The 23389-nt window shown below is 57.8% G+C and carries 24 protein-coding genes and 2 pseudogenes; 20 read left to right on the forward strand and 6 right to left on the reverse strand.

The annotated features are described in order from the left end of the window. Positions 1-17: 17 nt before the first annotated feature. The 7 genes from OL236_RS00155 to OL236_RS00185 all read left to right on the forward strand — a co-directional run bounded on the left by OL236_RS00155 (position 18) and on the right by OL236_RS00185 (position 6363). Positions 18-443: a PaaI family thioesterase gene (locus OL236_RS00155; RefSeq protein ID WP_265070882.1), complete on the forward strand. Its 426-nt coding sequence runs from the start codon at positions 18-20 to the stop codon at positions 441-443. Continuing rightward, positions 430-3033 carry a ribonuclease R gene (gene rnr, locus OL236_RS00160; protein ID WP_265070883.1) on the forward strand — a complete coding sequence of 868 codons (2604 nt, stop codon included), beginning with the start codon at positions 430-432 and terminating at the stop codon, positions 3031-3033. Before OL236_RS00155 ends, rnr begins: the two co-directional genes overlap by 14 nt. Positions 3034-3087: 54 nt before the next feature. After that, complete coding sequence (gene smpB / locus OL236_RS00165) at positions 3088-3564, forward strand: SsrA-binding protein SmpB (RefSeq protein WP_006193795.1); 477 nt, start codon at positions 3088-3090, stop codon at positions 3562-3564. A 109-nt stretch (positions 3565-3673) separates the two neighbouring features. Next, positions 3674-3925: a type II toxin-antitoxin system RelE family toxin gene (locus OL236_RS00170; protein ID WP_265070884.1), complete on the forward strand. Its 252-nt coding sequence runs from the start codon at positions 3674-3676 to the stop codon at positions 3923-3925. Next, positions 3922-4125 carry a phosphoribosylaminoimidazolesuccinocarboxamide synthase gene (locus OL236_RS00175; RefSeq protein WP_265070885.1) on the forward strand — a complete coding sequence of 68 codons (204 nt, stop codon included), beginning with the start codon at positions 3922-3924 and terminating at the stop codon, positions 4123-4125. Before OL236_RS00170 ends, OL236_RS00175 begins: the two co-directional genes overlap by 4 nt. 152 nt (positions 4126-4277) lie before the next feature. Next, on the forward strand, positions 4278-4580 hold the full coding sequence (locus tag OL236_RS00180) for an ArsR/SmtB family transcription factor (RefSeq protein WP_265070886.1): 303 nt from the start codon (positions 4278-4280) through the stop codon (positions 4578-4580). Between the two features lie 52 nt (positions 4581-4632). After that, entirely contained in the window at positions 4633-6363 is a 1731-nt protein-coding gene (locus OL236_RS00185; protein WP_265070887.1) for an FAD-dependent oxidoreductase, read from the forward strand. 73 nt (positions 6364-6436) lie between these two features. Here the strand turns inward: OL236_RS00185 and OL236_RS00190 are convergent, their stop codons facing one another. Further along, positions 6437-6919: a pyridoxamine 5'-phosphate oxidase family protein gene (locus OL236_RS00190; protein ID WP_265070888.1), complete on the reverse strand. Its 483-nt coding sequence runs from the start codon at positions 6917-6919 to the stop codon at positions 6437-6439. Positions 6920-7241: 322 nt separating this feature from the next. On the opposite strand from OL236_RS00190, the gene OL236_RS00195 reads away from it, so the two are divergent. From OL236_RS00195 to OL236_RS00210, 4 genes and pseudogenes are all read left to right on the forward strand, one after another. Beyond that, entirely contained in the window at positions 7242-8597 is a 1356-nt protein-coding gene (locus OL236_RS00195; RefSeq protein ID WP_265070889.1) for an MATE family efflux transporter, read from the forward strand. A 59-nt stretch (positions 8598-8656) separates the two neighbouring features. Next, the gene (locus OL236_RS00200) at positions 8657-10213 is read left to right on the forward strand and encodes an SH3 domain-containing protein (RefSeq protein WP_265070890.1); all 1557 of its coding nucleotides are present in this window, start codon (positions 8657-8659) and stop codon (positions 10211-10213) included. Between the two features lie 57 nt (positions 10214-10270). Further along, a pseudogene (locus OL236_RS00205) lies at positions 10271-10489 on the forward strand (nuclease); the annotation flags it as partial. Positions 10490-10522: 33 nt separating this feature from the next. Further along, positions 10523-11596 carry a recombinase family protein gene (locus OL236_RS00210; protein ID WP_265070891.1) on the forward strand — a complete coding sequence of 358 codons (1074 nt, stop codon included), beginning with the start codon at positions 10523-10525 and terminating at the stop codon, positions 11594-11596. Between the two features lie 43 nt (positions 11597-11639). On the opposite strand, the gene OL236_RS00215 is transcribed toward OL236_RS00210, so the two are convergent. Continuing rightward, positions 11640-12083 carry a MerR family transcriptional regulator gene (locus OL236_RS00215; protein WP_265070892.1) on the reverse strand — a complete coding sequence of 148 codons (444 nt, stop codon included), beginning with the start codon at positions 12081-12083 and terminating at the stop codon, positions 11640-11642. Between the two features lie 320 nt (positions 12084-12403). On the opposite strand from OL236_RS00215, the pseudogene OL236_RS12495 reads away from it, so the two are divergent. The 9 genes and pseudogenes from OL236_RS12495 to OL236_RS00255 all read left to right on the forward strand — a co-directional run. Then, a pseudogene (locus OL236_RS12495) lies at positions 12404-12538 on the forward strand (aldo/keto reductase); the annotation flags it as partial. A gap of 60 nt (positions 12539-12598) precedes the next feature. After that, positions 12599-13684 (forward strand): alpha/beta hydrolase, encoded by a 1086-nt coding sequence (locus OL236_RS00220; RefSeq protein WP_265070893.1) that lies wholly within the window; start codon positions 12599-12601, stop codon positions 13682-13684. A 36-nt stretch (positions 13685-13720) separates the two neighbouring features. Then, on the forward strand, positions 13721-14815 hold the full coding sequence (locus tag OL236_RS00225) for an alpha/beta hydrolase (protein WP_265070894.1): 1095 nt from the start codon (positions 13721-13723) through the stop codon (positions 14813-14815). Between the two features lie 193 nt (positions 14816-15008). Continuing rightward, complete coding sequence (locus tag OL236_RS00230) at positions 15009-15602, forward strand: cupin domain-containing protein (RefSeq protein WP_265070895.1); 594 nt, start codon at positions 15009-15011, stop codon at positions 15600-15602. Between the two features lie 23 nt (positions 15603-15625). After that, positions 15626-17338, forward strand: a complete 1713-nt coding sequence (locus tag OL236_RS00235; protein WP_265070896.1) for a carboxylesterase/lipase family protein — start codon at positions 15626-15628, stop codon at positions 17336-17338. Positions 17339-17386: 48 nt separating this feature from the next. After that, a complete protein-coding gene (locus tag OL236_RS00240) occupies positions 17387-18040 on the forward strand; it encodes a flavodoxin (RefSeq protein ID WP_265070897.1) in 654 nt (217 codons plus the stop codon). A gap of 12 nt (positions 18041-18052) precedes the next feature. After that, the gene (locus OL236_RS00245) at positions 18053-18910 is read left to right on the forward strand and encodes an aldo/keto reductase (RefSeq protein ID WP_006689645.1); all 858 of its coding nucleotides are present in this window, start codon (positions 18053-18055) and stop codon (positions 18908-18910) included. 19 nt (positions 18911-18929) lie between these two features. Beyond that, positions 18930-19943: an alpha/beta hydrolase gene (locus OL236_RS00250; protein ID WP_265070898.1), complete on the forward strand. Its 1014-nt coding sequence runs from the start codon at positions 18930-18932 to the stop codon at positions 19941-19943. Between the two features lie 17 nt (positions 19944-19960). Continuing rightward, entirely contained in the window at positions 19961-20410 is a 450-nt protein-coding gene (locus tag OL236_RS00255; protein ID WP_006689641.1) for a flavodoxin family protein, read from the forward strand. 841 nt (positions 20411-21251) lie between these two features. Here OL236_RS00255 and OL236_RS00260 read toward each other — a convergent pair. From OL236_RS00260 to OL236_RS00275, 4 genes are all read right to left on the reverse strand, one after another. Beyond that, on the reverse strand, positions 21252-21728 hold the full coding sequence (locus tag OL236_RS00260) for a DUF2752 domain-containing protein (protein ID WP_265070899.1): 477 nt from the start codon (positions 21726-21728) through the stop codon (positions 21252-21254). Positions 21729-21731: 3 nt separating this feature from the next. Next, positions 21732-22103, reverse strand: coding sequence for a DUF4234 domain-containing protein (locus OL236_RS00265; protein WP_264919798.1), 372 nt, complete (start codon positions 22101-22103; stop codon positions 21732-21734). A 54-nt stretch (positions 22104-22157) separates the two neighbouring features. Further along, positions 22158-22844: a DUF4234 domain-containing protein gene (locus tag OL236_RS00270; RefSeq protein WP_265070900.1), complete on the reverse strand. Its 687-nt coding sequence runs from the start codon at positions 22842-22844 to the stop codon at positions 22158-22160. 91 nt (positions 22845-22935) lie between these two features. Then, the gene (locus OL236_RS00275; RefSeq protein WP_006193774.1) at positions 22936-23340 is read right to left on the reverse strand and encodes an Asp23/Gls24 family envelope stress response protein; all 405 of its coding nucleotides are present in this window, start codon (positions 23338-23340) and stop codon (positions 22936-22938) included. Between the last annotated feature and the right edge of the window lie 49 nt (positions 23341-23389).

A 23389-nucleotide genomic window follows, 5' to 3' on the forward strand; every position in this document is an offset into this window, starting at 1 on the left:
GGGGAAGGAAACGATTTATGCCATACGAAAAGATCGGGCAGGGTGAGGACTACTGCTTTGCCTGCGGACCGAAGAATCCCATCGGGCTTCATTTGGAGTTTCAGCTGGCGGACGGGAAATTCCGGGCGCGCAAGGCGCTTGCGCCCGAGTACCAGGGATACAGCGGCATCGTGCACGGCGGCATCGTCACGACGCTGCTCGATGAGGCGATGGGCGGCTATCTCTACGACAGACTCGGCGAGCGGGCTGTGACGGCGCGTCTGGCCGTGCGCTATCGAAATCCTGCGCCCATCGGCGAGGAGCTTTTGATCGAGGGATGGGAGGAGAGCCGCCGCAAGGGGTTCGTGAACATGCGCGCCAAACTTTCGCTCGCTGACGGCACTGTGCTTGCGGAAGCGACGGCGAAGATGGCGCTGGTAGGAGAAATGAATGGAACAAAATGAATTGCAGGAGCGCATCGTAAACTACATGCGCACGGCGGCGTACAAGCCGCTGACGGCGGACGATCTCGCCGCCGCCATGAACCTCGCGCAAGAAGAACTCGCGCTCTTCTGGACGGCTTTGGAAGAGCTGGAGAAGACCGCGGCCGTCATCAAGACGCGCCACGAGCGCTTCGGCGTGCCCGAGCGCATGAACCTCGTCGTCGGCAGGCTCTCTATGTCGGCGAAGGGGTTCGGCTTCATCATCCCCGAGGTGCGCGAGAAGGAGACGGACAGCGACATCTTCGTGCCGGGCGTGAGTCTTGGCGGCGCGATGAACGGCGACCGCGTCGTCGCGAGGATTTCGCCGTCGGAGATTGCCGGACGCTCGCGCGAAGGCGAGATCATCCGCATTGTCGAGCGAGCCAACGAGCAGATTGTCGGCACGTTCGAGGAGAGCCGTCACTTCGGCTTCGTGACGCCCGATGACAAGAAGATCGGGCAAGACATCTTTATCCCTAAGGGCGCCGTGCATGGCGCAAAGGCGGGCATGAAGGTCGTCGTGCGCATCACGAAGTGGCCGGCGGGCAGGAGGAACGCCGAGGGCGAAGTGGAGGAAATCCTCGGCCGCGCGGGTGAGCCCGGTGTCGACGTGCTCTCCGTCATGAGCCAATACGGGCTTTCGGAGGAGTTTCCCGCCGATGTGGCGGCAGAGGCGGCAGCGATCGAGGACGTCGTCTCACCCGAAGAATTCAGCGGCAGGCGTGACCGCCGCGGTTTTCGCATCGTGACGATCGATGGCGAGGACGCGAAGGACTTAGACGACGGCGTCTACGCCGAGCGGCGTGCGGACGGCAGCTTTTTCCTCGGCGTCTACATCGCTGATGTCAGCTGGTACGTGCGCGAGAATTCGCCGCTCGACCGCGAGGCGCGTGCACGCGGCACGAGCGTCTACCTCGTCGACCGCGTGATTCCCATGCTGCCGAAGAAGCTGTCGAACGGTATATGCAGCCTGAACGCGGGCGAAGACCGCCTGGCGATGGCGTGCGAGATGGAGATCGGCGCGGACGGACTCGTCAAGAGCTACGAGATCCTGCCCGTCGTCATTCACGTCTATCGCCGCCTGACCTATACGCTCGTCAACGAGATTTTCGCCGAGGGAGCGGATGCGGTGCGCACGGAGAATGCCGACCTCCTGCCGCTTCTCACGCCTCTTCGCGAGGTGCATGACGCGATGGAAAAGGCGCGGCATGAGCGCGGTTCCATCGGCTTCGACGTGCCCGAAATCAAGGTGAAGCTCGACGAGAGCGGCAAGCCCGTCGCGCTCATCAAGCGCACGGGGTCCTTGGCGGAGTCGATGATCGAGCAGTGCATGCTCGCGGCGAACGAGACCGTCGCGGAGCACATGGAGAAGAAGGAGCAGCCGTTCCTCTACCGCGTGCACGAGCAGCCGTCGGACGAGAAGATCGAGCGCCTGAACAACCTTCTGGCGACGTTCTCGCTGCACCTCGTGCCGAACGAGGCGGGCGAGGTAGCGCCGAAGGACGTGCAGCAGGTCTTGGAAAAGGTCAAGGGAAGGCCCGAAGAGCGCATCGTCAGCGCTGTTTCCCTGCGCTCGATGCAGCAGGCGCGTTATGCCGACGCCCCGCTCGGCCACTACGGACTCGCTGCGCGTCACTACACGCACTTCACGTCGCCGATCCGCCGCTATCCCGACCTCATCGTGCATCGCCTGCTGCGCGAAACGTTTGCGACGGGCACGATCGCGGCCGAGCGGCAGGAACGCTTGAGGAGCCTCTTGCCCGAGATCGCCGAGCACACCTCGGCGCGTGAGCGCATCGCCATCGAGGCGGAGCGCGAGACGCAGGACATGAAGAAGATCGAGTACATGGCGCAGTTTGTCGGCGACGCTTTCGACGCCGTCATCAGCGGCGTCACGGCGTTCGGCATCTTCTGCGAGCTGGAAAACGGCGTCGAAGGACTCGTGCATGTATCGAGCATGGTCAACGACTACTACGAGTACCGCGAAGACCTCTACGCGCTCGTCGGCGGCGCGACGCACGTCTCCTACCGCCTCGGCGAGCCTGTGCGCGTCGTGCTCGTGCGTGCCAATATCGCCGAGCGCAACCTCGACTTCATCTTGGAGGACAACGGCGTTTTTGTCGCTGCGAAGAAGAAGCCCGAGGAAGGCGGCGTAAAGCGCGGCGAATCTTTGAAAGAAAAGGGCGCGAAGAAGGACGCACGCTCGAAAAAGGGCAGAGGTCGGAAGGCGGCGAAAGAAAAGCGTACGGATGAGATCATCGCCGATGTGAAGGGCGACAAGCGTCCGGAGAAGACATCCGCCCCTGTGGAAACGGGCGAACGCAAGCCGCACGGCAAGGGACATAAGGGTGCGAAGCCGCACGACAAAGGGCGCGGCGCGAAGCGGCCGGAAAGATTCCAGGCGGAAAGGCAGGGCGCTCTCGCCGACGAGTCGAGCAGCAGCCGCCCCAAAGCGTTCTGGATGAAGCCGCCGAAGGACTTGCGCAAGAAGGGCAAGAAGTCTGCGCCCAAGCCGGAAAAGAAGCGCCGCCCACACAACAAGACGCAGCGAGCGACGGCGAACAGCGATTGATGCAGGGATGCTGCAGGAAGCGGCGATTGCCGCATAAGGAAGCAGGGGGGAGCGATGGGACGCAAGAACGACGGCGTGAAGATCGTCGCGGAAAACCGCAAGGCGCGTCACGACTATTTCATACACGAAACCTTTGAGACGGGACTCGTGCTGCAGGGAACGGAGGTCAAATCCCTGCGTGCGGGAAGAGTGAACCTCAAGGACAGCTTCGCCTCGATCAAGAACGGCGAAATCTTCGTGGAGAACATGCACATCAGCCCCTACGAGCAGGGCAACATCTTCAACCACGAGCCGCTCAGGAAGCGAAAGCTCCTCATGCACAAGGCGGAGATCGTCAAACTCTTCTCCAAGACGCGCGAGAAAGGCTTCACGCTCGTGCCGCTGAAGCTCTACTTCTCGAAGGGCAGGGCAAAGCTCGAACTCGCGCTCGCCAGCGGCAAGCACAACTACGACAAGCGCCGCGACCTCGCGGCAAAAGCCGCCAAGCGCGACATCGAGCGCGCCTTGAAGGATCACGGCAAGGGTCGGTGAATACAGCAAAAAGAGATGGCATCCGCCATCTCTTTTTGCTATAATTTCCTTAGCGGAAAGGATCTTGCGACTTGATGTTTGCGGCTTTGCTGAGAAGAGGAATCCATCCATGAAGATACAATATGCAAGGCTTGCGGTAAAGAGCATTGAGACGATGGACAGGCCGACGAAACAGCGCATCAAACAGGCAATTGAAGGTCTGCCGCAAGGCGATGTGAAACGACTCAAGGGGAGTGACGAACTCTATCGGCTGCGCGTTGGAGGCTGGCGAATCGTATTTTCATATCCTGCAAAGGATACGCTCTTGATTGAAAAAATTGCGCCGCGAGGCGATGTCTACAAGGGAGGTTTCCTGCTATGACGGTAAAAGCTCAGATTGTGGAGATGATAGAGTTCATTCCGGACCGCGAATTGCCGATTCTTCTGGAGGTCGTGAGGCGATTCTTGCCGAAAGAGATGGAGGATTTTGCGTCAGAGGACGACATGGAGGCGCATCACATCGCTATGCAGGAATATATGCGTGGAAAAACCGTATCGCATGATGATATCGACTGGGAGTAGCCGGTATGTTGACAACTCGATTAAATGCGTTGCTTGCCGGACGGACGGATTTTTCGTATTTGCTGAAATCGCTCGATGAGGGGGGAAGTTTTTATTGACATATAAATCGCTATATCGTAATATATAAATATAACGATTTTGGAGTTGATTCTATGGCAGAAGATCAAGAGCTTGCACGTGCGGCTGAGATGCTCAAGGCGCTCTCGCATCCCGTGCGCCTCTGCATCGCGCGCGGGCTTTGGCAGAGCGGCGGCTGCAATGTGGCGCACATGCAGCAGTGCCTCGAAGCGCCGCAATCGACGATTTCGCAGCATCTCGCGAAAATGCGTGCCGTCGGCATCATCGAGGGCGAGCGCAACGGGCTGGAAGTCGTCTATCGCCTCAAGAGCCGGGCAGTGGAGCAACTGCTCGAAGGGCTTTTCTGCAAGGAGAAGAATTATCACGATATGGGCTGATTTCGCTCTTTCGACGAGCGAAGCGCGGCGGCACGGAAGGAGGCATATCCGTATGGAAATGGAAATGAAAAAGGAAAAGGCAAAGCGCTATGTGATCGTCGGCGGCGTGGCGGGCGGGGCGACGGCGGCGGCGCGGCTCAGGCGCTTGGACAAGGATGCGAAGATCGTGCTCTTTGAGCGTGGCGAGCACATCTCCTTCGCGAACTGCGGCCTGCCATACTATGTGGGCGATGAGATCAAGGAGAGCGAGAGCCTGCTGCTCATGACGCCCGAACTGTTTCGCGAGCGCTTCGCCGTTGACGTGCGCACGGGAAGCGAGGTCGTGCGGGTCGATGCGGAAAAACGCCGCGTCCAGGTGCGGACGGCGGCGGGCGAGACGTATGAAGAGCCGTACGACGCGCTTCTTCTGTCGCCCGGAGCAAAGCCTCTGCGCCCGCCGATTCCGGGCATCGAAAGCCCGCGCGTCCTCGCGCTTAGGAGTGTGCCCGACGCCGAGGCTCTGCGCCGCCTGGCGGATCAGTATGCGGCGACGGGGCGTGCCGTCGTCGTGGGCGGCGGCTTCATCGGCGTCGAGATGGCGGAGAATCTTCGAGCGCGCGGGCTTTCCGTCACGCTCGTCGAAGCGGCGCCGCATGTGCTCGCGCCATTTGATGCGGACATGGCGAAGATCGCGGAAAAAGAGATGAACGAGAACGGCGTCGGACTCGTCCTCGGCGATGGCGTGAAGGAGTTCAAGGAAGAAGCTGAGGGCGTCCTCGTGCGCCTTGCGAGCGGGCGCGAGGTAGCGGCGGACTTCGTCGTGCTAGCCATAGGCGTGAGTCCCGACACGGGCTTTTTGCAGGCGAGCGGCATCGCGCTCGGCGAGCGCGGCCACATCCTCGTGAACGAGCGCATGGAGACGAGCGTGCCCGAGGTCTACGCCGTGGGCGATGCCGTGCTGACGCTCGACCGCCAGACGAAGAAGGCGGGCGCTCTGCCGCTCGCAGGACCCGCGAACCGGCAGGGACGTATCGCCGCCGACAACATGGCGGGCAGGCGGCGCGTCTATGACGGATTCGTCGGCACGGCGATCCTCAAGGTGTTCGGCCTCACGGCGGCTTCCGTCGGCAAGAACGAGCGCACCCTTGAGCGTGAGGGTCTATCCTATGGCGAGGATTACCGCGTCGTGACACTTCATCCGCTCGCGCATGTCGGCTATTATCCGGGCGCCCGGACGATGACGATGAAGCTCCTCTATCGCACGAAGGGGGCTGTCGGCAAGATTCTCGGGGCCCAGATCGTCGGTGCGGGCGGCGTGAAGGCGCGGATCGACGTGCTTGTGGCGGCGATCGCCATGGGCGCAGACACGGACTTTCTGACGAGTCTGGAGCTTTCCTACGCGCCGCCATTCGGTGCGGCGAAAGATCCCGTGAACATGGCGGGCTACATGGCGGAAAACGATCTCGCGGGACTCGTGCGCTTCCTGCCCGCAGATCGCCTCAAGGAGGCGCGGGAAGAGGGCGTGCGCGTGCTCGACGTGCGCACGGCGAGCGAGCTTTCCCATGCGCCAGCCGCATCCGACGCGCAGATTCCGCTCGACGAGCTGCGCGAGCGTTTTTCGGAGCTTGACCGCTCGCAGCGCTGGGCGGTGCTCTGCAAGGTCGGGCAGCGCGCTTATACGGCGGCGCGTTTCCTTCAGCAGGCGGGCTATGACGCGGAAGTCATAGCGGGCGGCTATACGTCGCTGAAGATGGAGGAATTCAAGGCGTCGCCCGTGGCCGCCGCGCCTGCGAAAGCCCTTTGATGCGACGCTTATATGATGAGGAAGGACAGCCCTGCAGCATCCCGAGGATGGTGCAGGGCTGTCCTTCTTTTCGCTATACGAGGTCTTTCCCCTTCTTGCCCGTCAGGTGCTCGATCTTCAGTTCGACCATGTTGAAAGCCGGCCAATGCTTTTTGATCTCCTCATCACAGGCCTCGGGATGGCCGGGATAGTAGGCTTCGCCGAGAAATTCCGCCGCTTCTCGCTTTTCCTCGTCACTCTTGAGGACGCGCAGCCTGCCGAAGGCGATGACGCTGCGGTATTGCGTCAGAAAGCGGTGCGGCACGACCTTGTCCTCGGCAATGATGCAGAACGACGCCTTGTCGCATCGCTCAATCGCCGTCATCTTGTGACCGACGCGTGCCGTGTGAAAGAGCAGGCGTTCCTTTTCCTCGTCGTAGGCGAAGCTCATGGGCACGGCGTAGGGATAGCCGTTTTCGCCCGCGAGCGCGAGCACGCCCGAAGTCGCTGCCGCGAGGATGTCGCGGGCTTCTTCATCGCTCATCTGTTGATTCTTGCGGCGCATTTCTCTGAACATGGCAATCGTCTCCTTTTGAGGAAGCATGGAGAAAAGCCGTGCTTCCTTGTGCAGTCTTGTTTCATGCGAACTTGGTCAGGGGGCTAAGGCGCTTCATTCTCGCCCAAAACTTGACAACACCCCTACTATATAGCTTACAATGAAAGTCCAAGAAGTCAAGCCCGAAGGGCGCAGGCTGATTGGCTCTTTCATGTAAGGGCGTGCGCACCATGTCCACGAAGTGGACGTTTGTGCGTTAAGTTTACAATGAAAGTCCAAGAAGTCAAGCCCGAAGGGTGCAGGCTGATTGGCTCTTCTGGTCAAGCTGCAAAAGGAGAATTTCATGAACACATTGGCAAAGCATTTCAGTCTCGGCGGACTTTTGCGCTTCGCTGCGCCCGCCGTCGGCATGATGCTCGTCATTTCTATCTATACGGTGACGGATGGCATCTTCATCGGGCGCTATGCGGGAAGCCTCGCGCTCGCTGCATCGAACATCGTCTATCCTGCGCTGAATCTCGTATTTGGGCTTTCCATCATGCTTTCTTCGGGCGGCTCGGCTCTCGTTGCCAAGACGCTGGGCGAGGGCGATGCGGCATTGGCGAGAAGCCGCTTTACGCTGCTCGCCGTTGTCGGCGCAGCGCTCGGCATATTGCTCGCAGGCACGGTGTTCCTCTTCATGGAGCCTATTTTGGCGCTTCTCGGCGCTTCACCCGAGCTTTATGCCGACTGCCGCGCGTATCTCTCGGCGAATATGTTCTTCGCGCCCTTTGTCGTTTTGATGATCATATTCAACGCTTTTTATATCGCGGATGGCCGCCCCGTGCAGGGATTTCTCGTATCGTTGACAGCGGGACTTGTCAATGTCGGACTCGACTATGTGTTTCTCGCGCACTTCGGCATGGGTATCTTCGGTGCGGGCCTTGCGACGGGCATCTCGGATGTCGTCGCGGCGGTCTTGGGTCTCGTTTACTTTTCGCGCTACAGCCGCACGCTCGCGTTCGAGCGGTTTTCCTTCGCCGTGCGTCCGCTTTTCCAGGCACTTTACAACGGCTCTTCCGAGATGGTCACGCAGCTTTCCGTCGGCATTACGACGTATCTCTTTAACCTCGTGACATTCTCCTATGCAGGAGCGGACGGCGTCGCGGCGATCAGTGTCATCCTCTATGCGGAAATGCTCCTGACGGCAATACTCATGGGTTTCGCCAATGGTGTCGCACCTGTATTTTCCTACCAATTCGGCGCGAAAGGATATGCCGAGCTTCTGCGCCTTCTGCGGCTGTCGCTTGGCATTATCTTTCTCTTCGGAATTCTGTCCTTTGCGGCGGCAAATATATTTGCCGTACCGCTGATGACGCTGTTTCTGCCGGATGGAGGACGTGCCTATGCGCTGGCTCTCGGCGGCTTCGGGCTGTTCTCGTGGAGCTTTTTGCTCTGCGGTTTCAACCTTTTCTCTTCGACCTTTTTCACGGCGTTGTCGGACGGCAGGATGTCGGCAATCCTGTCCTTTGTGCGCAATCTCGTCGGCATCGTGGTGTTCCTGCTGCTCCTGCCGCACTTTTTCGGCCTTGACGGCGCATGGCTCGCCGTTCCTGCGGCAGATGCGGCCGCCGTACTGCTTTCCTTCCGCCAGCTTTGGGGGGCGGCGCGTTCCTTTCGCGAGGACAAGGCGGCGGGCGCTGTGATTTTGGAGCGTTGAGAGGTATGTGTGCGAAAATGAAAGTTTCGAGAAATATCGGGAAGCATGCTGCGTGCTTTTTGGCTGCGGTCGGCGTGTTTTTCGGCGGGGCGGATTTGACGGCTGCTAAAGCGGGAACGACTGCCGCGGCGGTGTTGTCCGTGACAGATGCGGCGGCAGTTTCCGTGCAGTCTGCATCGAAGGCTGAGCTGGCGGACGATGTGCGGGCGCAGACGGAGGAAGATGCATCGCCCGACTATGGCGTGGCGCTCGGCGCTCCCTACGATGACGCCGGCTTCTGGTGCGATGCGGCAGGCGATCGCCTCCTTGGCACGGCAGAGGACGTGGTGCGTCTCAACGAGGAGCTGCACGCGAATCAGCCGAGTCTTGTTTCTCTGGCGGAATTGCCGCGTGCCGTATCAAGGCGGCAGCTCCGACACTGGATGGAAGAAGCCGCGCCCGAGCGTGAAGATTGGTACGCGCCGACGGAGTCGCTTTCGGACGAGGCATATCGGGCGACTGTTGAAAACTGCGCGGCGGACAAGCTGCCGCTCAGAAATCCTCTGCGCTATGGAATCTGCGTGCGCCGCGCCGACCTGCGCTGTTTACCGACCGAGGACACTTGGCTCGATGCGCCCGATGATGTCCATTACGACATCCTGCAGGCGACCGCCGTCGATCCCGCTGAGCCGCTTGCCGTTTGGAGCGAGAGCGCAGACGGCAAGTTCCTCTTCGTTTCCATGCGCTATTATCGCGGCTGGCTGGCGCGGGAGGCGGTTGCCTTGACAACGCGCGAGACGTGGCTCGCCTATGTGCAGCCTGAAGATTTCCTCGTCGTCACGCAAAATCGCTACGAAGCGCCCGAGGAGAGGGGCGGGCAGCTCTATCAGCTCGGCAGCCGCATTCCGCTCGCAGCGCAGGGCGGAGCGCATCTCGCGCGTCTGCCGCAGCGTGCGGCGGACGGCAGTCTCCAAGAAATGCTTGTGGCGCTTCCGTACAGCGAGAGCGCGAGCCTTGCTGTGGAGGACGCGGGCGGCATGGAAGCCGCCGCACTCCATCGCGGTAGCCTGCCCTATACGGCGAACAATCTGCGCCGTGCGGCTTTCGCGTGTCTCGGCGACGTCTATGGCTGGGGCGGGCAGGATGAGAGCGTCGACTGCTCCTCGTTCGTCGCCGACGTCTATCGCACGGTCGGCATCGAGCTGCCGCGCGACGCCGATGAGCAGGGAGAGGCGTTTCTGCGGGCGAGTGCCCATGTGAGCGATGCAGAGAATGCGGCGCACGATGTGCGGGGCAATGGATCAGCCTCCGGGGTGCGTCGGCGCGGCACGGAAGATGCCGCGCCGCACATCTTTTTCACGCCTCTCGACGATCTCACGCCCGAGGAGCGAACCGAAGCGCTTCTCGCCGCGCCGCCCGCGAGCCTCCTCTTTCGCCCCGGCCATGTGATGCTCACGCTTGGTTCGGTCGATGGCAAGACGTATGTCATACATTCCTTGAGCGGCTGCTGGGAAAAGACGCAGGAAGGCCTCAAGCGCTGCCGCATCCGCCGCGTGCTCGTCAGCGACGCCTACTTTTTGACGAGCACGGAAGGCAGGAATCTCGACGATTGCACAGGGATGGGCAGTTTCCGATAAGGCATGATGTGGTGACAAACCGTTTGACAGCCCTTGATGGTTTGAAGTGGTAAACTAAAACTGGACACAGAGGGGGTACATACCATGTGCGAGCTGATAGAAAAATTCGGTGAGAGAAAATTGGAAGAGGGACGTCTTGAAGGACGTGTCGAATCGGCTCGTCAGACGGCGATGGCTTTAATTGCTTTGGGGAAACTCACATTTTCCCAGATTGCTGAAGCAACACAGTTGTCCCAGGAAGAAGTTGAACGATTGGCAGGATCAACAGGGGCATAAGCGAGGAGCATTTCCGAGAACGTCACATGGGGCTTGCGGAAGAGGTTCGCAGACGGCAAGTTCTCCGTCGGCTACTCGCGCTTTCTCGGCTACGACAAGGGCGAGGATGGAAATCTTGCCATCAACGAGGAGCAGGCCAAGATCGTGCGGCTCATCTTCCGGCTTTTCCTTGAGGGGATGACGGCTTGCCGAATTGCCAAGGAACTGGCCGCACGGCATATCTTGACGGTCACGGGCAAGGAGAAATGGAACGCTAAGACCATTCGGGGAGTCCTCGCCAACGAGAAATACACGGGCTGTGCGAGGATTCAAAAGACCTTCACGCCGGACTTCCTCACCAAGAAAGCCGTCAAGAACTGCGGGCAAGTGCCAAGCTACTTCGTGGAACAGAGCCATCCTGCGATCATCGACCCTGCCGTGTTCGAGATGGTGCAGCGGGAGAGGGAGCGACGCACACGGGAAGGCGGGAGATACAGCGGCGTGAGCATTTTCTCGGGAAAAATCCGATGCGGCGAGTGCGGCGGCTATTTTGGCACTAAAGTCTGGCACTCAACAGACAAGTACAGACGCGTCATCTACCGTTGCAACAACAAGTATGACGGGCAGAAATGCCAAACGTCGCATGTGACGGAGGATGAAATCAAGGCAGCCTTCGTCAAGGCATTCAATCGGCTGGTGACGGAGCGGAATGAGATTATCACAAATGCACGGCTCGTTAGGCAGACACTTTGCGACACGACGGCACTTGCGGAGGAGAAAGCCAAGCTGCAGCAGGAACTGGCGGTATTGGTTGAGATGACGGAAAAATGCATCCGAGAGAACGCCCGCATTGCACAGAATCAAGAGGAGTATCTGCAGCACTACGAGGGACTTGTGGTGAGGTACGATGCCGCAAAGGCTCGGTTTGACGAGGTGACGGAAGCTATCTCTGCCAAGGAGGCACAGTCCGAGCGATTGGCATTGTTCATCAAGTGCATCAAGGAACAGAGTGCGCCTGTGGCAGAGTTCGACAGCCAACTGTGGGCGAGTATGGTAGAGTGCGTGACCGTGCGTGCGGATAAGGATATGACGGTGGTGTTTCGGGATGGGTCGGAAGTGAGCGTGTAGATGTTTCGAGATTAGGGTAACTCTAATAAATTCAGCAGTTTCATTATGGAATAAGGCTCTGCGAATTTATCTCTTTCGTTGATTCTGCATCCGCTTCATTCGGCAGGAAATTGCTGATGTAAGGCGTGCGTCCCGCGAGCACATCGTCATAGAATCCTTGCTTCCAGTCGATGTAATCGACGGCTTCCTGCAGAGCCTTCATTTTTTCAAGCAATTCCTTACGCTTCCCCTCAAGCATAATCTTGCGCTCCGGGATGGTGGGGATGTCACCGAGACAAAGCGCGAGGTATGCTTTCATTTCGGCAAGGCTCATGCCGCAGTTCTTGAGACAAGTGAGGCTTTTCAGCCATGCAACATCATGATCGTCAAATATACGGTGATTGTTTCGATCCCGCTTGACGTTCGGCAAAAGTCCCTGATTGCAGTAGAATTTCAACGTTTCATAGTTCATACTGGTCGCTTCACAGGCGTCCTTCATTGTATACATGATCGTCCTCCAAAAAATTTCAAAAAAAGCTTGTGCGGTAGTTACTACCGCCTGTTATGATAGCATTGTACAACAAAGAGCGGCGTGAAACAAGGAGCGCAACATGACCATTACAGAATTGCCCCTACAGAAAGGAGTGTCTCATACATAGAAAAGAAAGAACTTGGAAACAGCGGTATTTTTGTGTGTCCGATCAGTCTTGGCTGCATGGGTTTCAGTCATGCGATGGGAATACCCGTAGAACGTGACGAGGCTGTACGAACGCTGCGAACGAATACGGCTATGATTTCTTCGACACGGCAGAATGCTATCTCGGCTCGTTTGCCGATGGCAGCATCTCCTACAACGAAGAGCTTGTCGGTGCAGCGCTCAAAGGGCTGCGCGACAAAGTGATCATCTCTACGAAGATGGGCGTCTATCACGACGCGGATCGCACACTCACATTGGACAGCCGTCCCGCAACGATTCGCAAAAGTATCGAGGGAAGACACCAACGGCAAAGGAGAGATTTCATCATGATGTGGAAAACGAAGATTTTAACGGCAGCCGTCATCCTCGGACTGAGTTCCGGTTTCGGCTCTGCTCTTGCCATGACGCATCCTGTCACGATCGAGGATCAGGGCAGCTTTATGGCGGGCGGCGTGAAGATCACCGCGCCCGGCGTATACAAGGACAGCGAACCAACGAACTTTGACGGTGAGACCCTGCACGGCGATGCTGCCTATGTTTTCTGGCAAAAACCTCTGCACGCGAAAAAGAACGCCCTAGTCTTCCTGCACGGCTACGGGCAGTCGGGAAAAACATGGGAAACAACACCGGACGGGCGCGACGGCTTCCAGAACATCTTCCTTGCAAAAGGCTGGACGACCTATATCGTCGACGAGCCGCGCCGCGGGCGTGCAGGACAGTCGACCGTGCCCGCAGAGCTCAAGGCACAGCCGCAGGATCAGCTTTGGTTCAACAACTTCCGCATCGGGCAGTACCCGATGATCTTCGATGGCATGGCGTTCCCGCGCGACGAGGAGTCGCTGCGGCAGTTCTTCCATCAGATGACACCCGACACGGGAAAATTCGATGTGGAGGTTGTCGCAAAGGCGATGGAGGCGGTCATTGACCGTACGGGCGATAATGTCCTCATCACGCACTCGGCGGGCGGCGGTCCGGGGTGGCTCGCGGCGATTCGCAGTCCCAAAGTGAAGGGCGTGATCGCTCTCGAACCGGGTACGTTCCCGTTCCCGCCGGGCGAGGTGCCTGTGGTTGAGGAGACAACAAGCCCGTTCCCCGCGCGCGGAATGGAGGTGACGGCGGAGGAGTTCGAGGCTCTTCTGAAAACGCCGATGGTCGTCTATTTCGGCGACAAGATCCCGACGGGCGATAAGCCGCACGAAATCTGGGGGCTCGACAACTGGCGCACGCGGCTGAACCTCGCAAGCCGCTGGGCGGAGGTCGTGCGGACACATGGCGGCGATGCGGAGATCATCGTTCTGCCCGATGTTGGCATCAAAGGAAACACGCACTTCCTCATGTCCGACCTCAACAACGCAGAGGTCGCGGCGGAGATGGAGCGATGGATGCACGAGAAGGGCTTGGATAAAAAGTAATAATCATTTGGGGATTTGGGAAAGGAAGTTTTACCAATGAAAAAATCAATCATAAAATCAGCACTTTTGATGTCTCTCGGACTCTTTGCATTTGGGGGCGGCGGTGCCTCGGCGAGCGAGAGCAAGCGTCCGAACGAGAATCCGTTCGGGCTCGTCTATCAGGGCGCACTGACGGAGAATGTCACGGGCAAGGTGAACATCCGCCCCGTAACGTACGAAGTGGAGGGCATCGAGGTTGCCGCGAATCTCTACCTTCCCGCAGACTACGATGAAACGAGCGACAAGAAATATGCTGCCGTGACCGTAGCGCATCCCAACGGCGCGAGCAAGGAGCAGGTGGCAGGGCTGTATGCACAGCGACTGGCGGAGCTTGGATACATCGCCCTTGCCTGCGATGCACGCTATCAGGGCGCGAGCGGCGGCACGCCGAGACTGAGGGACTATCCCTCGAACCGCATCGAGGATATCAGCGGCATGGTGGACTATCTCTCGCAGCTGCCGAAGGTGGACAAGACCCGCATCGGTGCGCTCGGCATCTGCGGCGGAGGTGGCTATACACTCGCTGCGGCACAGACCGACAAGCGCATCAAGGCGGTTGCCGCGCTGTCGATGTTCAACTCCGGCAGGGTGCGCCGCAACGGTTTCCAGGATGCGGACATCAAGGGCATCCAGACACGTCTACAAAAGGCAGCGGATGCACGGGAGAAGGAGCTCGCAGGGGAGATTGTCTATGAGGGATTCCTCCCGCCGAACGCCACCGATGAACAGCTCCGCGCCAAGATGGCGGAGCTTCCCGAAAACACGCTCTATCGCGACGGCATCGAATACTACGGCCTCTCCCACCGTCATCCGAACGCTACGGGAATCTACACCACCGAATCCTTTATGAAGCTCATGGCGTTTGATGTGGAGGATCGTATGAAGCTGATCAATCAGCCCCTCCTGATGATTGCAGGCGAGAAGGCGGACACCCTCTATATGACGAAGGATGCCTTTGCCAAGGCGACCGGCACGGAAAACAAAGAGCTTTTCCTGATTCCGGGCGCGAGCCACATCCGTACCTACTGGGTGCCTGAGTACGTGGATCAGGCGATGGCACAGCTCCAGATGTTCTACGCAAAGAATCTTTGATGAAATGAGATGATGTCAATGAAAAAGGGCAAGAGCTTTATCGCGGCGGCGACTATGTCGCTCGCCCTCACTGTCGGCTCCGCATGGGCAATGCCGCTTCCCCTCGGCACAGATAATGACCGTCATCGGCATCGCAGGGACGGGACTTTATTAGGAGTGGGGCAAGGAGGCGGTTCTGATTCGTCCCGGGGATGTGGTGAATATTCCCGCAGGAGTGCCGCATTTCCACGGCGCGGCAAAGGATGCCCCGTTCCAGCAGTTCGTCATCTATGACAGCACATGGAAAGCGCCCGAAGGACACGCAGCACATACCGGCGCGCTCACCGAGGAGCAGTACGAGGAGGCGAATGAGAACGCCGCCGCCCCAAGCGCAATGCAGAACAATGACAGCGAGTTTTTGTTTGGCACTGGGATGACGGAGCTGACAACGCCCAATTTCAACTCTGCGGTATACCTCAGAAAGATTCTGGGTACGCCGAATGCCGCAAATTCGCCCGAGTGGGTCTATGTTGCCTTTCCTGCAGGAACGTACAACCGCTGGCACAGTCACAAAACGGGGCAGGTGCTCATTGCGACCGACGGCATCGGCTATCATCAGATCAAGGGCGGTGCGTTGGAGGTTCTGCATCCGGGGGATGTGGTTTTCTGTCCGCCCAATGTCGTTCATTGGCACGGTGCATCTCCCACAAGCAAATTCGCCCACATCGCGATCAGTCCGCAGGATAATCACGATGTTACATGGTACGATTTCCCTACGGCGGAATATGAGGCAATCGTACCCGAATGATTCCGTAAAAAGGAGAATAACGAATGAAAACAGCACGAACAAAAAAGACGTTCCTGTCGCTGCTTTCGCTCGGTCTGCTCATGTGCATGCCCTTTTCCGAGGGGCAGGTATTTGCCGCAGATGGAATGAAGGCAAATACGGTTCGCATGGAGCAGGGCGATTTCCTTGCGGGACCCGGCATTGCTGTGGCATCGACCGAGAGCGGTCTGGTGCAGGGCTATGTGCGCAAGGGCATCTACACCTATCACGGCGTTCCCTATGCCGAGGCAAAGGAGCGTTTCGTCCGCGCCGAGCGCGTAACGCCGTGGCAGGGGGTACGTCTCGCGTTTGACTACGGAGCGATTGCGCCGCAGGAAAAGGGCGGTTTTCTGAATACAACATGGGAAGACCCCGCGCGTGAGTTCCCGATGGACAACAACTGCCAGAATCTCAACATCTGGACACCCAGCATCGCGGACGGCAAGAAACGCCCCGTCATGGTCTGGCTGCACGGCGGTGGATTCTCCGCAGGTTCGTCTGCCGAGATTCCCGCCTATGACGGTGCCAATCTCAGCCGCGCGGGCGACGTTGTCGTTGTTTCTGTCAATCATCGTCTGAATGTGCTCGGTCATCTCGACCTCTCCGTCTATGGAGAGAAATACCGCAATGCAGACAATGTCGGTATCTATGACCTCGTTGACGCGCTGCGCTGGGTGCGGGACAACATCGCACAATTCGGCGGTGATCCTGCAAACGTCACGATCTTTGGTGAGTCGGGCGGCGGTGCAAAAGTACTCGCACTGATGACAACCCCATATGCAAAGGGGCTGTTCCACAAGGGCATCGTCGAAAGCGGTGCGGCTCCGACCATGGGACCGGTATTCATGCCAAAAGAAGCGGCAGCGCGTGTGACGGAGCTGACGCTGGAAAAACTCGGCATTACGGCAGAACGCATTGAGGAGATTCAGACCATTCCCTATGAGCATCTCACGACAGCATCGAATGAGGCACTCAAACAAGCAGGGGAGGAATTCAAGGTTCCACAGGCACTCGGAACAGGCTATGGTATGAGCTGGGAGCCGGTGATTGACGGCGACTTCATGCCGACGAATCCTGTGACGGCAGACGGCTTTGCCGCCGCAGGGAAGGACATCCCACTGCTCATTGGTTCGAATCGGACGGAGTGGACGAACTTCCGTGACATCCTCGGGATGGAGAAAACGCAGTCCGACAATGTGAACACATGGAGCACAGAGGAAGTTGACCGCCGTCTGAGGGACGCATACGGTGATAAGGCGGAGAAAATCGCGGCGGCATTCCTGCGCGCCTATCCGCAGAAGAAACGTGCAGATGCACTCTACGTCGACACGATGATCCGCCTGCCGATCAAAGAGATCATGGATCACGAGGCAATGCAGGGCGGCGCACCTGTCTACGCCTATCTCTTCGCGTGGGATTCGCCGATGATGGGCGGAGTCTATATGTCCTACCACACGGCAGAGATTCCCTTTGTATTTCACAACATTGACCGCGCGGAGAAAAGCATCGGCACAAGCGCGGAGGCAAAGAAACTCGAAGCGCAGATGAGCCGCGCTTGGATTAATTTCGCCCGCACGGGAAAACCCGAAGCGCCCGGCATGCCGAATTGGGATGCCTATACACTGCAAGGAGGCGCAACCATGATGTTTGACGCTGATACGAAGCTCGTACATCACCACGACGCAGAATTATTGAAACTGCTCGCACCTGCGCAATAAATTTGGCAAAGCAAACGTATGGGAATCGAATGAAATGGAGGTCATGAGATGAGAACCTTATTGACGATCCTGATGGCGACGATGATGATGCTGCTGACAGCGTGTGACGGAGGCAATGCGCAAACGGGCGCAGATACTTCTGCACAGAAAGAACCACAGACGACATCATCTGCACGAAGCGATCAGCGCGTCCTTGTCGCATACTTCTCTCGCGCCGACGAAAACACAGGCGGTGTCGGCTACATCGAGAAGGGAAACACAAAGATTCTTGCAGAGATGATCGCCGAACGCACGCACGGTGACATCTTTGAAATCAAGACCGTCAAGCCGTATCCGAAGGAATACCGTCCCGCAACGGAAGCCGCCAAGCAAGAAAAGGAAGAACACGCCCGTCCTGAAATCGTCGACGAACTGCCAGATCTCAGCAAGTACGATGTCGTCTTCCTCGGTTATCCGATTTGGTGGAGCGACATGCCGATGCCTGTCTACACCTTCCTCGATCGGGAGAATTTCGCGGGCAAGATCATCCTGCCGTTCTGCACACATGAAGGGAGCGGGCTCTCTGATACGCAGCGGTCGATTGCGGACGTGACAAAGGCGGATGTCAGGGAGGGCTTTGCGCTCCAGGGACATATCGCGCAGAAGTCGCCCGAGGAGGCGCGGACGGCACTCTATGAATGGATGTCGAAACAAGGATATTAAGGAGGATTTCAAATGGCAGTGGAAAATGTAAAACTCAATAATGGTGTAATGATGCCGCTTGAGGGCTTCGGCGTGTTCCAGATTCCCGACCTTGCAGAGTGTGAGCGCGTGACCATCGAGGCGATTCGGCAGGGCTACCGCCTGATCGACACGGCGGCAGCATATCAGAACGAGGAGGCGGTGGGTGCGGCGATTGCAAAGTCGGGTGTGCCGCGTGAGGAACTGTTCATCACAACGAAGCTCTGGGTGCAGGATATCTCCTATGAGGCGGCGGGTACGGCGTTTGAGCGTTCCCTGCAAAAACTCGGGTTGGACTATCTCGATCTCTACCTCATTCATCAGCCGATGGGGGATTTCTTCGGCGCGTGGCGGCGGCTCGAGGAGCTGCACCGCGCGGGGAAGATTCGGGCGATCGGCGTGTCGAACTTCTATCCTGCCGTGCTTGCGAACTTCTGTGAGACGGTGGAGATAAAGCCAATGGTGAATCAGGTGGAGCTGCATCCGTTCTTTCAGCAGGAGGCGGCACTCGCGACGATGAAGGAGTACGGTGTCGTGCCGCAGGCATGGGGACCGCTCGCCGAGGGCAAACACGGCATCTTTACGCATCCCGTACTGACGAAGATCGGGGAGAAGTACGGAAAGACGGCGGCGCAGGTGGCACTCCGCTGGAATACGCAGCGTGGCGTGTCGATCCTGCCGAAGTCCGTGCGTGCTGAGCGCATCGCGGTAAATCTCGATATCTGGGACTTTGCGCTGAACGAGGCGGAGATGGCAGAGATCGCAAAGCTCGACCTCGGGCACAGCGAGATCGTCAACCACGACGACCCTGCGTTTGTGAAATGGCTGCACGAGCGCAGGATTCACGATTGAGGCATAGCGAAGAATAGAAATGAGGGAACGTAGTGGTGACGGTATGCGGCTTTTCGTCTGCGGCATCATCGCAGCAGCGGCGGCTATGCTGTGCTTCGGTAGCTGTTTATCCTTTGCGCGGGAGGCAGAAAACATACAGACCGGCACCGATGCAGAGGAGGAGATGAGCGTGTTTTCAGCAGAGTCCCGCGTGGAGGATGTGGCAAGGGCACTCCTGTTTGCACCGTACGGTCGGCTGCTCTTTCCCGTACAGAGCGGGTACATGGATGGCGATACGCTCGGCAGTCTGCGCCTGACATGGTATTCTCACATCTCGCCTGCGCGAACCGTGGCAGTTGTGAATCGGCTTGCGGCAGACGCAGCGGCGGGGCATCGGATTTTCTATCCGATCTACACAGAGGAGGAGATGCGGCGCGACCCCGCGAAGCGTGATACAGGGCTGTTTTTCTTTCGTGGGCGAACGGGAGCGCCTGTCGCCGTCGTGAGTGCGGGCGGCGGATTTGCCTATGTGGGGGCGATGCAGGACAGTTTTCCACATGCGCTCGTCCTCTCTGAGCGCGGAGTGAACGCCTTTGCACTGATCTATCGACCGCGTGCGCAGACGGCGTGCGAAGATCTTTCACGCGCGGTTGCCTTTCTCCACGAACATGCGGCAGAACTGGGCGTTGACATGCGTGGTTACTCCATCTGGGGCGGCTCGGCGGGAGCGCGTATGGCAGCGTGGGTCGGTTCGCATGGAACGGAGGCGTTTGGACAGCGTTCATATCCGCGTCCTGCCGCCGTCATTATGCAGTATACGGACTTGTCGGAGGTCTATGGTACAGAGCCGCCGACATACAGCTGTGTCGGGACGGCCGATGGCATTGCCTCATGGCAGACGATGCAGCGGCGTACACAGGCGATCCGCAGAAACGGACAGGCGGCAGAGATCGAAGTGTTTAAAGGTCTGCCGCATGGCTTCGGGCTTGGTGAGGGCACTGCTGCCGAAGGATGGCTGAACCGTGCCGCAGATTTTTGGATAGCACAAAGATAAAATGAGGAGGCAACGGTATGAATATACTGTTTATCAACGGCAGTCCGAACAGAGACGGAAATACGGCAGCTCTTGCAGCGAGGTTTCTGCAAGGGCACACCTATGAGACGCTGAATCTTACGGACTATCGGATCAATGTTTATGGACAGGAGCTGCCAGGCGATCAATTCTCTGAGGTGCTTGAAAAAGTGCGGGCGGCGGATTTTATCGTCATCGGTTCGCCGCTTTATTGGCACAATATCTGTGGCGCTGTGCGCAATCTGCTGGATCGATTCTACGGTCCTGTCGAGGCGGGGAGTCTTCACGGGCAGATTGCCTTCCTTTTCCAAGGTGCAGCACCTGAGAAGTGGATGCTGGAGGCAGGCGAATATACAATGCGCCGTTTTGCTGATCTCTATGGATTGACGTATCTCGGCATGGTGACATCGGTACGCGAGGCAGACGTGCTTGCGGCGAAGATTGGCTAAGAATATTTTAGAATCAAGAACCTCGGACTGAGAATAGGCAGTCCGAGGTTCTTGTGTATGAGAATTCTTTAATCAAGAATACGAGTGTGAAGTTCAAGTCTGTGGGTGCAATGGTCAATGTTGTACCCGTTGATGTGCAAAATTGCCAGATCGACGTTCAGAGTTGTCCGATATCTGGGTTTCATTGACCAATTTTTAGATTTCCGTGTCCAGTTTTTCTGGCTAGGGTGTGCAAATGCACCCCCTTTCACTATGCCGCGAAGCCTTGATTTATGCGGCTTCACGGCGTATACTCTCTTAACGATAGTCAGGGGGGTGCAAGGGGGTGCATCGTTAATCGGGTATAGGGGGTGCATCGTTAGATTGTATCAAAGTTAGGGATAAGACGGACATGTTATTTCAACTTTGCTGCAAGGAGCGCACAATATCTGCAAGGATGACGTTTGTGCATGTGGACATGAGCGGTGGTTCGCTTCTTCCTGCAGGCTCTGGACGAGTCGGCGGCGGATGCCGTTGAGGCGATCGATCGCTTGACGGAGCTGCATGAAAAAACGCGGCTTTCGTAGACACGTTGGGAAGGGTGAAAAAATGCCTCGCGCGTCTTTCGCTATATCGAAGCGAATCCGATCGCCGATATACGAAAGATGGCAGAGGCATGGGGGATGTCCTTCAATACGGCCACGGCGGTAATCCAGCGGCTGGCGAATGCGAAATCTTGGTAGAAACAAGCGAGAAGAGAAGAAGACGCATCTTTGCCTATGAAGCTTATTTGGACATATTGAGGAAGGGAACGTGAAAAAACGGCAAGTTGCAACGCATAGATGGTCTGATAAGCTGCCTTTCACCGTAAGAAATTGCGCCAGATCGTAAAAGCTGCGAAGACGATGAGGAGGAAGAAAACGAAGGGACGAGGCGGCTCTTTTCTTTTGCCTTGCAGAATCCAATGGAGATCGTCGCGCAGGAGAAAGATGCACAGAAGCGGGCCTAGAATGAATATGGCTTCATTCGCATGGAAGGCGGCAGCGAGGTCGCCTTCGGAGAGCGAGAGCATCAAACGGGTGATGCCGCAGCCGGGGCAATCGAGTCCTGTCATGGCGTGGAAGGGGCATGGCAGACTGAGTCCCGTCGTGCGGCAGAAGATGAGATAGGCGACGCCGACGGCGAGGAGTAGGGCGTAGCGCTGGAAAATGACCTTGGCGCGTGTTCGCTGCTCGGCAGCAAGCCATCTTGCTGCCCCTTCTGCATTGCCTGTGATGGTTTTTGCGGCAAAAAGAAACCGCCCGAAAGCGGACGGCTTCTCTCTTTTCGTATCGTTCATGATTTAGAAGGCCTGCGATGCGCCGCCATCGTGGTCGATGATGTCGTTGAGCGCACTCTGCATCAAGGCGTAACTGATGATGCCGAAGCCGAAGAGGGCGAGGACGAGATAGATGATGGGGAGGTTCGTGTCTGCCGTCATGCCGCGTTTCTGCTTCGCCATGACGATGGTCTCGCCCATCTTGTAGAGCCAGTAGAAGCTGTAGATGCCGCAGGTGAGGAAGGAGAAGAGGATGACCATGCCGCCTGAAGCGGTCGTACGTTCGCCCGCTGCTGCGTGCGCATCTTCGGTGAGCGTATAGACCCAATAGAGGGCGTAGAGACCGACGGTAATGAAGGAAAGAACGATGGCAAGGGGAATGCTTCTTTTTGTCATGAGGAATCTTCCTTTCTGGTTGAACAGGATAAAAACGGTGGCTCTTGGCGAGCGCTAGGCGTGCGGCTTTTGCAGAGATACGCGCGGTGCATCTGCCGAAAAGATGGGTTCGGACGGTGCGCCGCAGTTCTTTTGCTGCAGAAAGTCGTTGAGAGAGGCTTGCAGGAATGCCATGGTGAAATTGTAGGTGCGCAGAATCGCCATGAGCAGGTAGACGAGCGTCGGACTGTCGTCCTTGCGCTTGTAGACTGCCCAGAGGACGATGCCGGAAAGGATGGCCTGAACGATGGCGGTGACGAGAAGCCCGATGATGAACGCCAGGATGACAATGCCGATGGCCATGGCGTCCTCGGCAGAATCGTGATGCATCGGGGCGGCTTCCGTAGCGGCGCTGAGAATGAATTGGAAGGTGTATTCGAGCATCGTGAAGACGATGTAGATGACTGTCATGATAATGGTGACGATCGTATACGTCTTGTTGCTCACGGAGTCGGGAGGCAGGCCGTTTTCGCGGCGCAGTTCGACGAGTTCGCCGCCGATCTTGTAGAGCCAGTAGTAGAAGTAAAGAGAGCAGGTGAGGATCGTATAGAGTACGGCCGTGCCGCCATCCACCGTGCGCGGCTTGCCCGAGAGGGCGTGGATCTCGTTCGTCAGCTTGTACATCCAGTAAAGTCCGTAGATGCCGCAGGTAATGACGGTCAGGACGATGGAGAGCGCGATGTCGCGCTTCTGTATCTGCATGAAAACCTCCTTATCAAATATTAGAGTTCTTTCAAAATGGCTCTTTTACGAGAGAAGCTCCATGGGGCGCCTGCCTCATGGAGCTTCTTCTTCAGCGCACGCGTGCGGCAGGCTCTTCCTTCTCCTCTTCGGGGAAGACGACGCCCTGCACCTGTACGTTCGTTTCGACGACCTTGAGGCCGGTCATGGACTCGATGGCGCGACGCACGTTCTTCTGCACGTCGGTTGCGACGTGGCGGATGTCGACGCCGTAGGTCACGACGATGGAGAGATCGACAGCGGCTTCCTGCTCGCCGACTTCGACCTTGACGCCCTTCGAGAAATTCCTGCGGCCAAGCATCTCGGCGATGCCGCCGATGAGACCGCCGCTCATTCCTGCGACGCCGTCGACGTCCATCGCCGCGAGTCCTGCGATGACGCTGACGACCTCATCGGCGACGCGGATCGAGCCGAGTCCTTCGTTGCTCGTCATGAGCGGAGCTGTATCTTCTGCCATGGAAAAAACCTCCTTGCTGCTGCTAAAACAACTTCTTCAATATCTCTGC

Source organism: Selenomonas sputigena (assembly GCF_026015965.1).
Taxonomy (GTDB): Bacteria; Bacillota; Negativicutes; order Selenomonadales; family Selenomonadaceae; genus Selenomonas.

Excerpts from the sequence above, each read along its gene's own strand:
- rnr (WP_265070883.1), top strand. The coding sequence starts at position 430 with ATGGAACAAAATGAATTGCAGGAGCGCATCGTAAACTACATGCGCACG.
- OL236_RS00155 (WP_265070882.1), top strand. The coding sequence starts at position 18 with ATGCCATACGAAAAGATCGGGCAGGGTGAGGACTACTGCTTTGCCTGC.
- OL236_RS00260 (WP_265070899.1), bottom strand. The coding sequence starts at position 21,728 with ATGAACGATACGAAAAGAGAGAAGCCGTCCGCTTTCGGGCGGTTTCTT.
- OL236_RS00245 (WP_006689645.1), top strand. The coding sequence starts at position 18,053 with ATGGCAGTGGAAAATGTAAAACTCAATAATGGTGTAATGATGCCGCTT.
- OL236_RS00175 (WP_265070885.1), top strand. The coding sequence starts at position 3,922 with ATGACGGTAAAAGCTCAGATTGTGGAGATGATAGAGTTCATTCCGGAC.
- OL236_RS00265 (WP_264919798.1), bottom strand. The coding sequence starts at position 22,103 with ATGACAAAAAGAAGCATTCCCCTTGCCATCGTTCTTTCCTTCATTACC.
- OL236_RS00250 (WP_265070898.1), top strand. The coding sequence starts at position 18,930 with ATGAGGGAACGTAGTGGTGACGGTATGCGGCTTTTCGTCTGCGGCATC.
- OL236_RS00240 (WP_265070897.1), top strand. The coding sequence starts at position 17,387 with ATGAGAACCTTATTGACGATCCTGATGGCGACGATGATGATGCTGCTG.
- OL236_RS00225 (WP_265070894.1), top strand. The coding sequence starts at position 13,721 with ATGAAAAAATCAATCATAAAATCAGCACTTTTGATGTCTCTCGGACTC.
- OL236_RS00220 (WP_265070893.1), top strand. The coding sequence starts at position 12,599 with ATGATGTGGAAAACGAAGATTTTAACGGCAGCCGTCATCCTCGGACTG.
- OL236_RS00215 (WP_265070892.1), bottom strand. The coding sequence starts at position 12,083 with ATGTATACAATGAAGGACGCCTGTGAAGCGACCAGTATGAACTATGAA.
- OL236_RS00255 (WP_006689641.1), top strand. The coding sequence starts at position 19,961 with ATGAATATACTGTTTATCAACGGCAGTCCGAACAGAGACGGAAATACG.
- OL236_RS00180 (WP_265070886.1), top strand. The coding sequence starts at position 4,278 with ATGGCAGAAGATCAAGAGCTTGCACGTGCGGCTGAGATGCTCAAGGCG.
- OL236_RS00170 (WP_265070884.1), top strand. The coding sequence starts at position 3,674 with ATGAAGATACAATATGCAAGGCTTGCGGTAAAGAGCATTGAGACGATG.
- OL236_RS00195 (WP_265070889.1), top strand. The coding sequence starts at position 7,242 with ATGAACACATTGGCAAAGCATTTCAGTCTCGGCGGACTTTTGCGCTTC.
- OL236_RS00190 (WP_265070888.1), bottom strand. The coding sequence starts at position 6,919 with ATGTTCAGAGAAATGCGCCGCAAGAATCAACAGATGAGCGATGAAGAA.
- OL236_RS00275 (WP_006193774.1), bottom strand. The coding sequence starts at position 23,340 with ATGGCAGAAGATACAGCTCCGCTCATGACGAGCAACGAAGGACTCGGC.
- OL236_RS00235 (WP_265070896.1), top strand. The coding sequence starts at position 15,626 with ATGAAAACAGCACGAACAAAAAAGACGTTCCTGTCGCTGCTTTCGCTC.
- OL236_RS00185 (WP_265070887.1), top strand. The coding sequence starts at position 4,633 with ATGGAAATGGAAATGAAAAAGGAAAAGGCAAAGCGCTATGTGATCGTC.
- smpB (WP_006193795.1), top strand. The coding sequence starts at position 3,088 with ATGGGACGCAAGAACGACGGCGTGAAGATCGTCGCGGAAAACCGCAAG.
- OL236_RS00270 (WP_265070900.1), bottom strand. The coding sequence starts at position 22,844 with ATGCAGATACAGAAGCGCGACATCGCGCTCTCCATCGTCCTGACCGTC.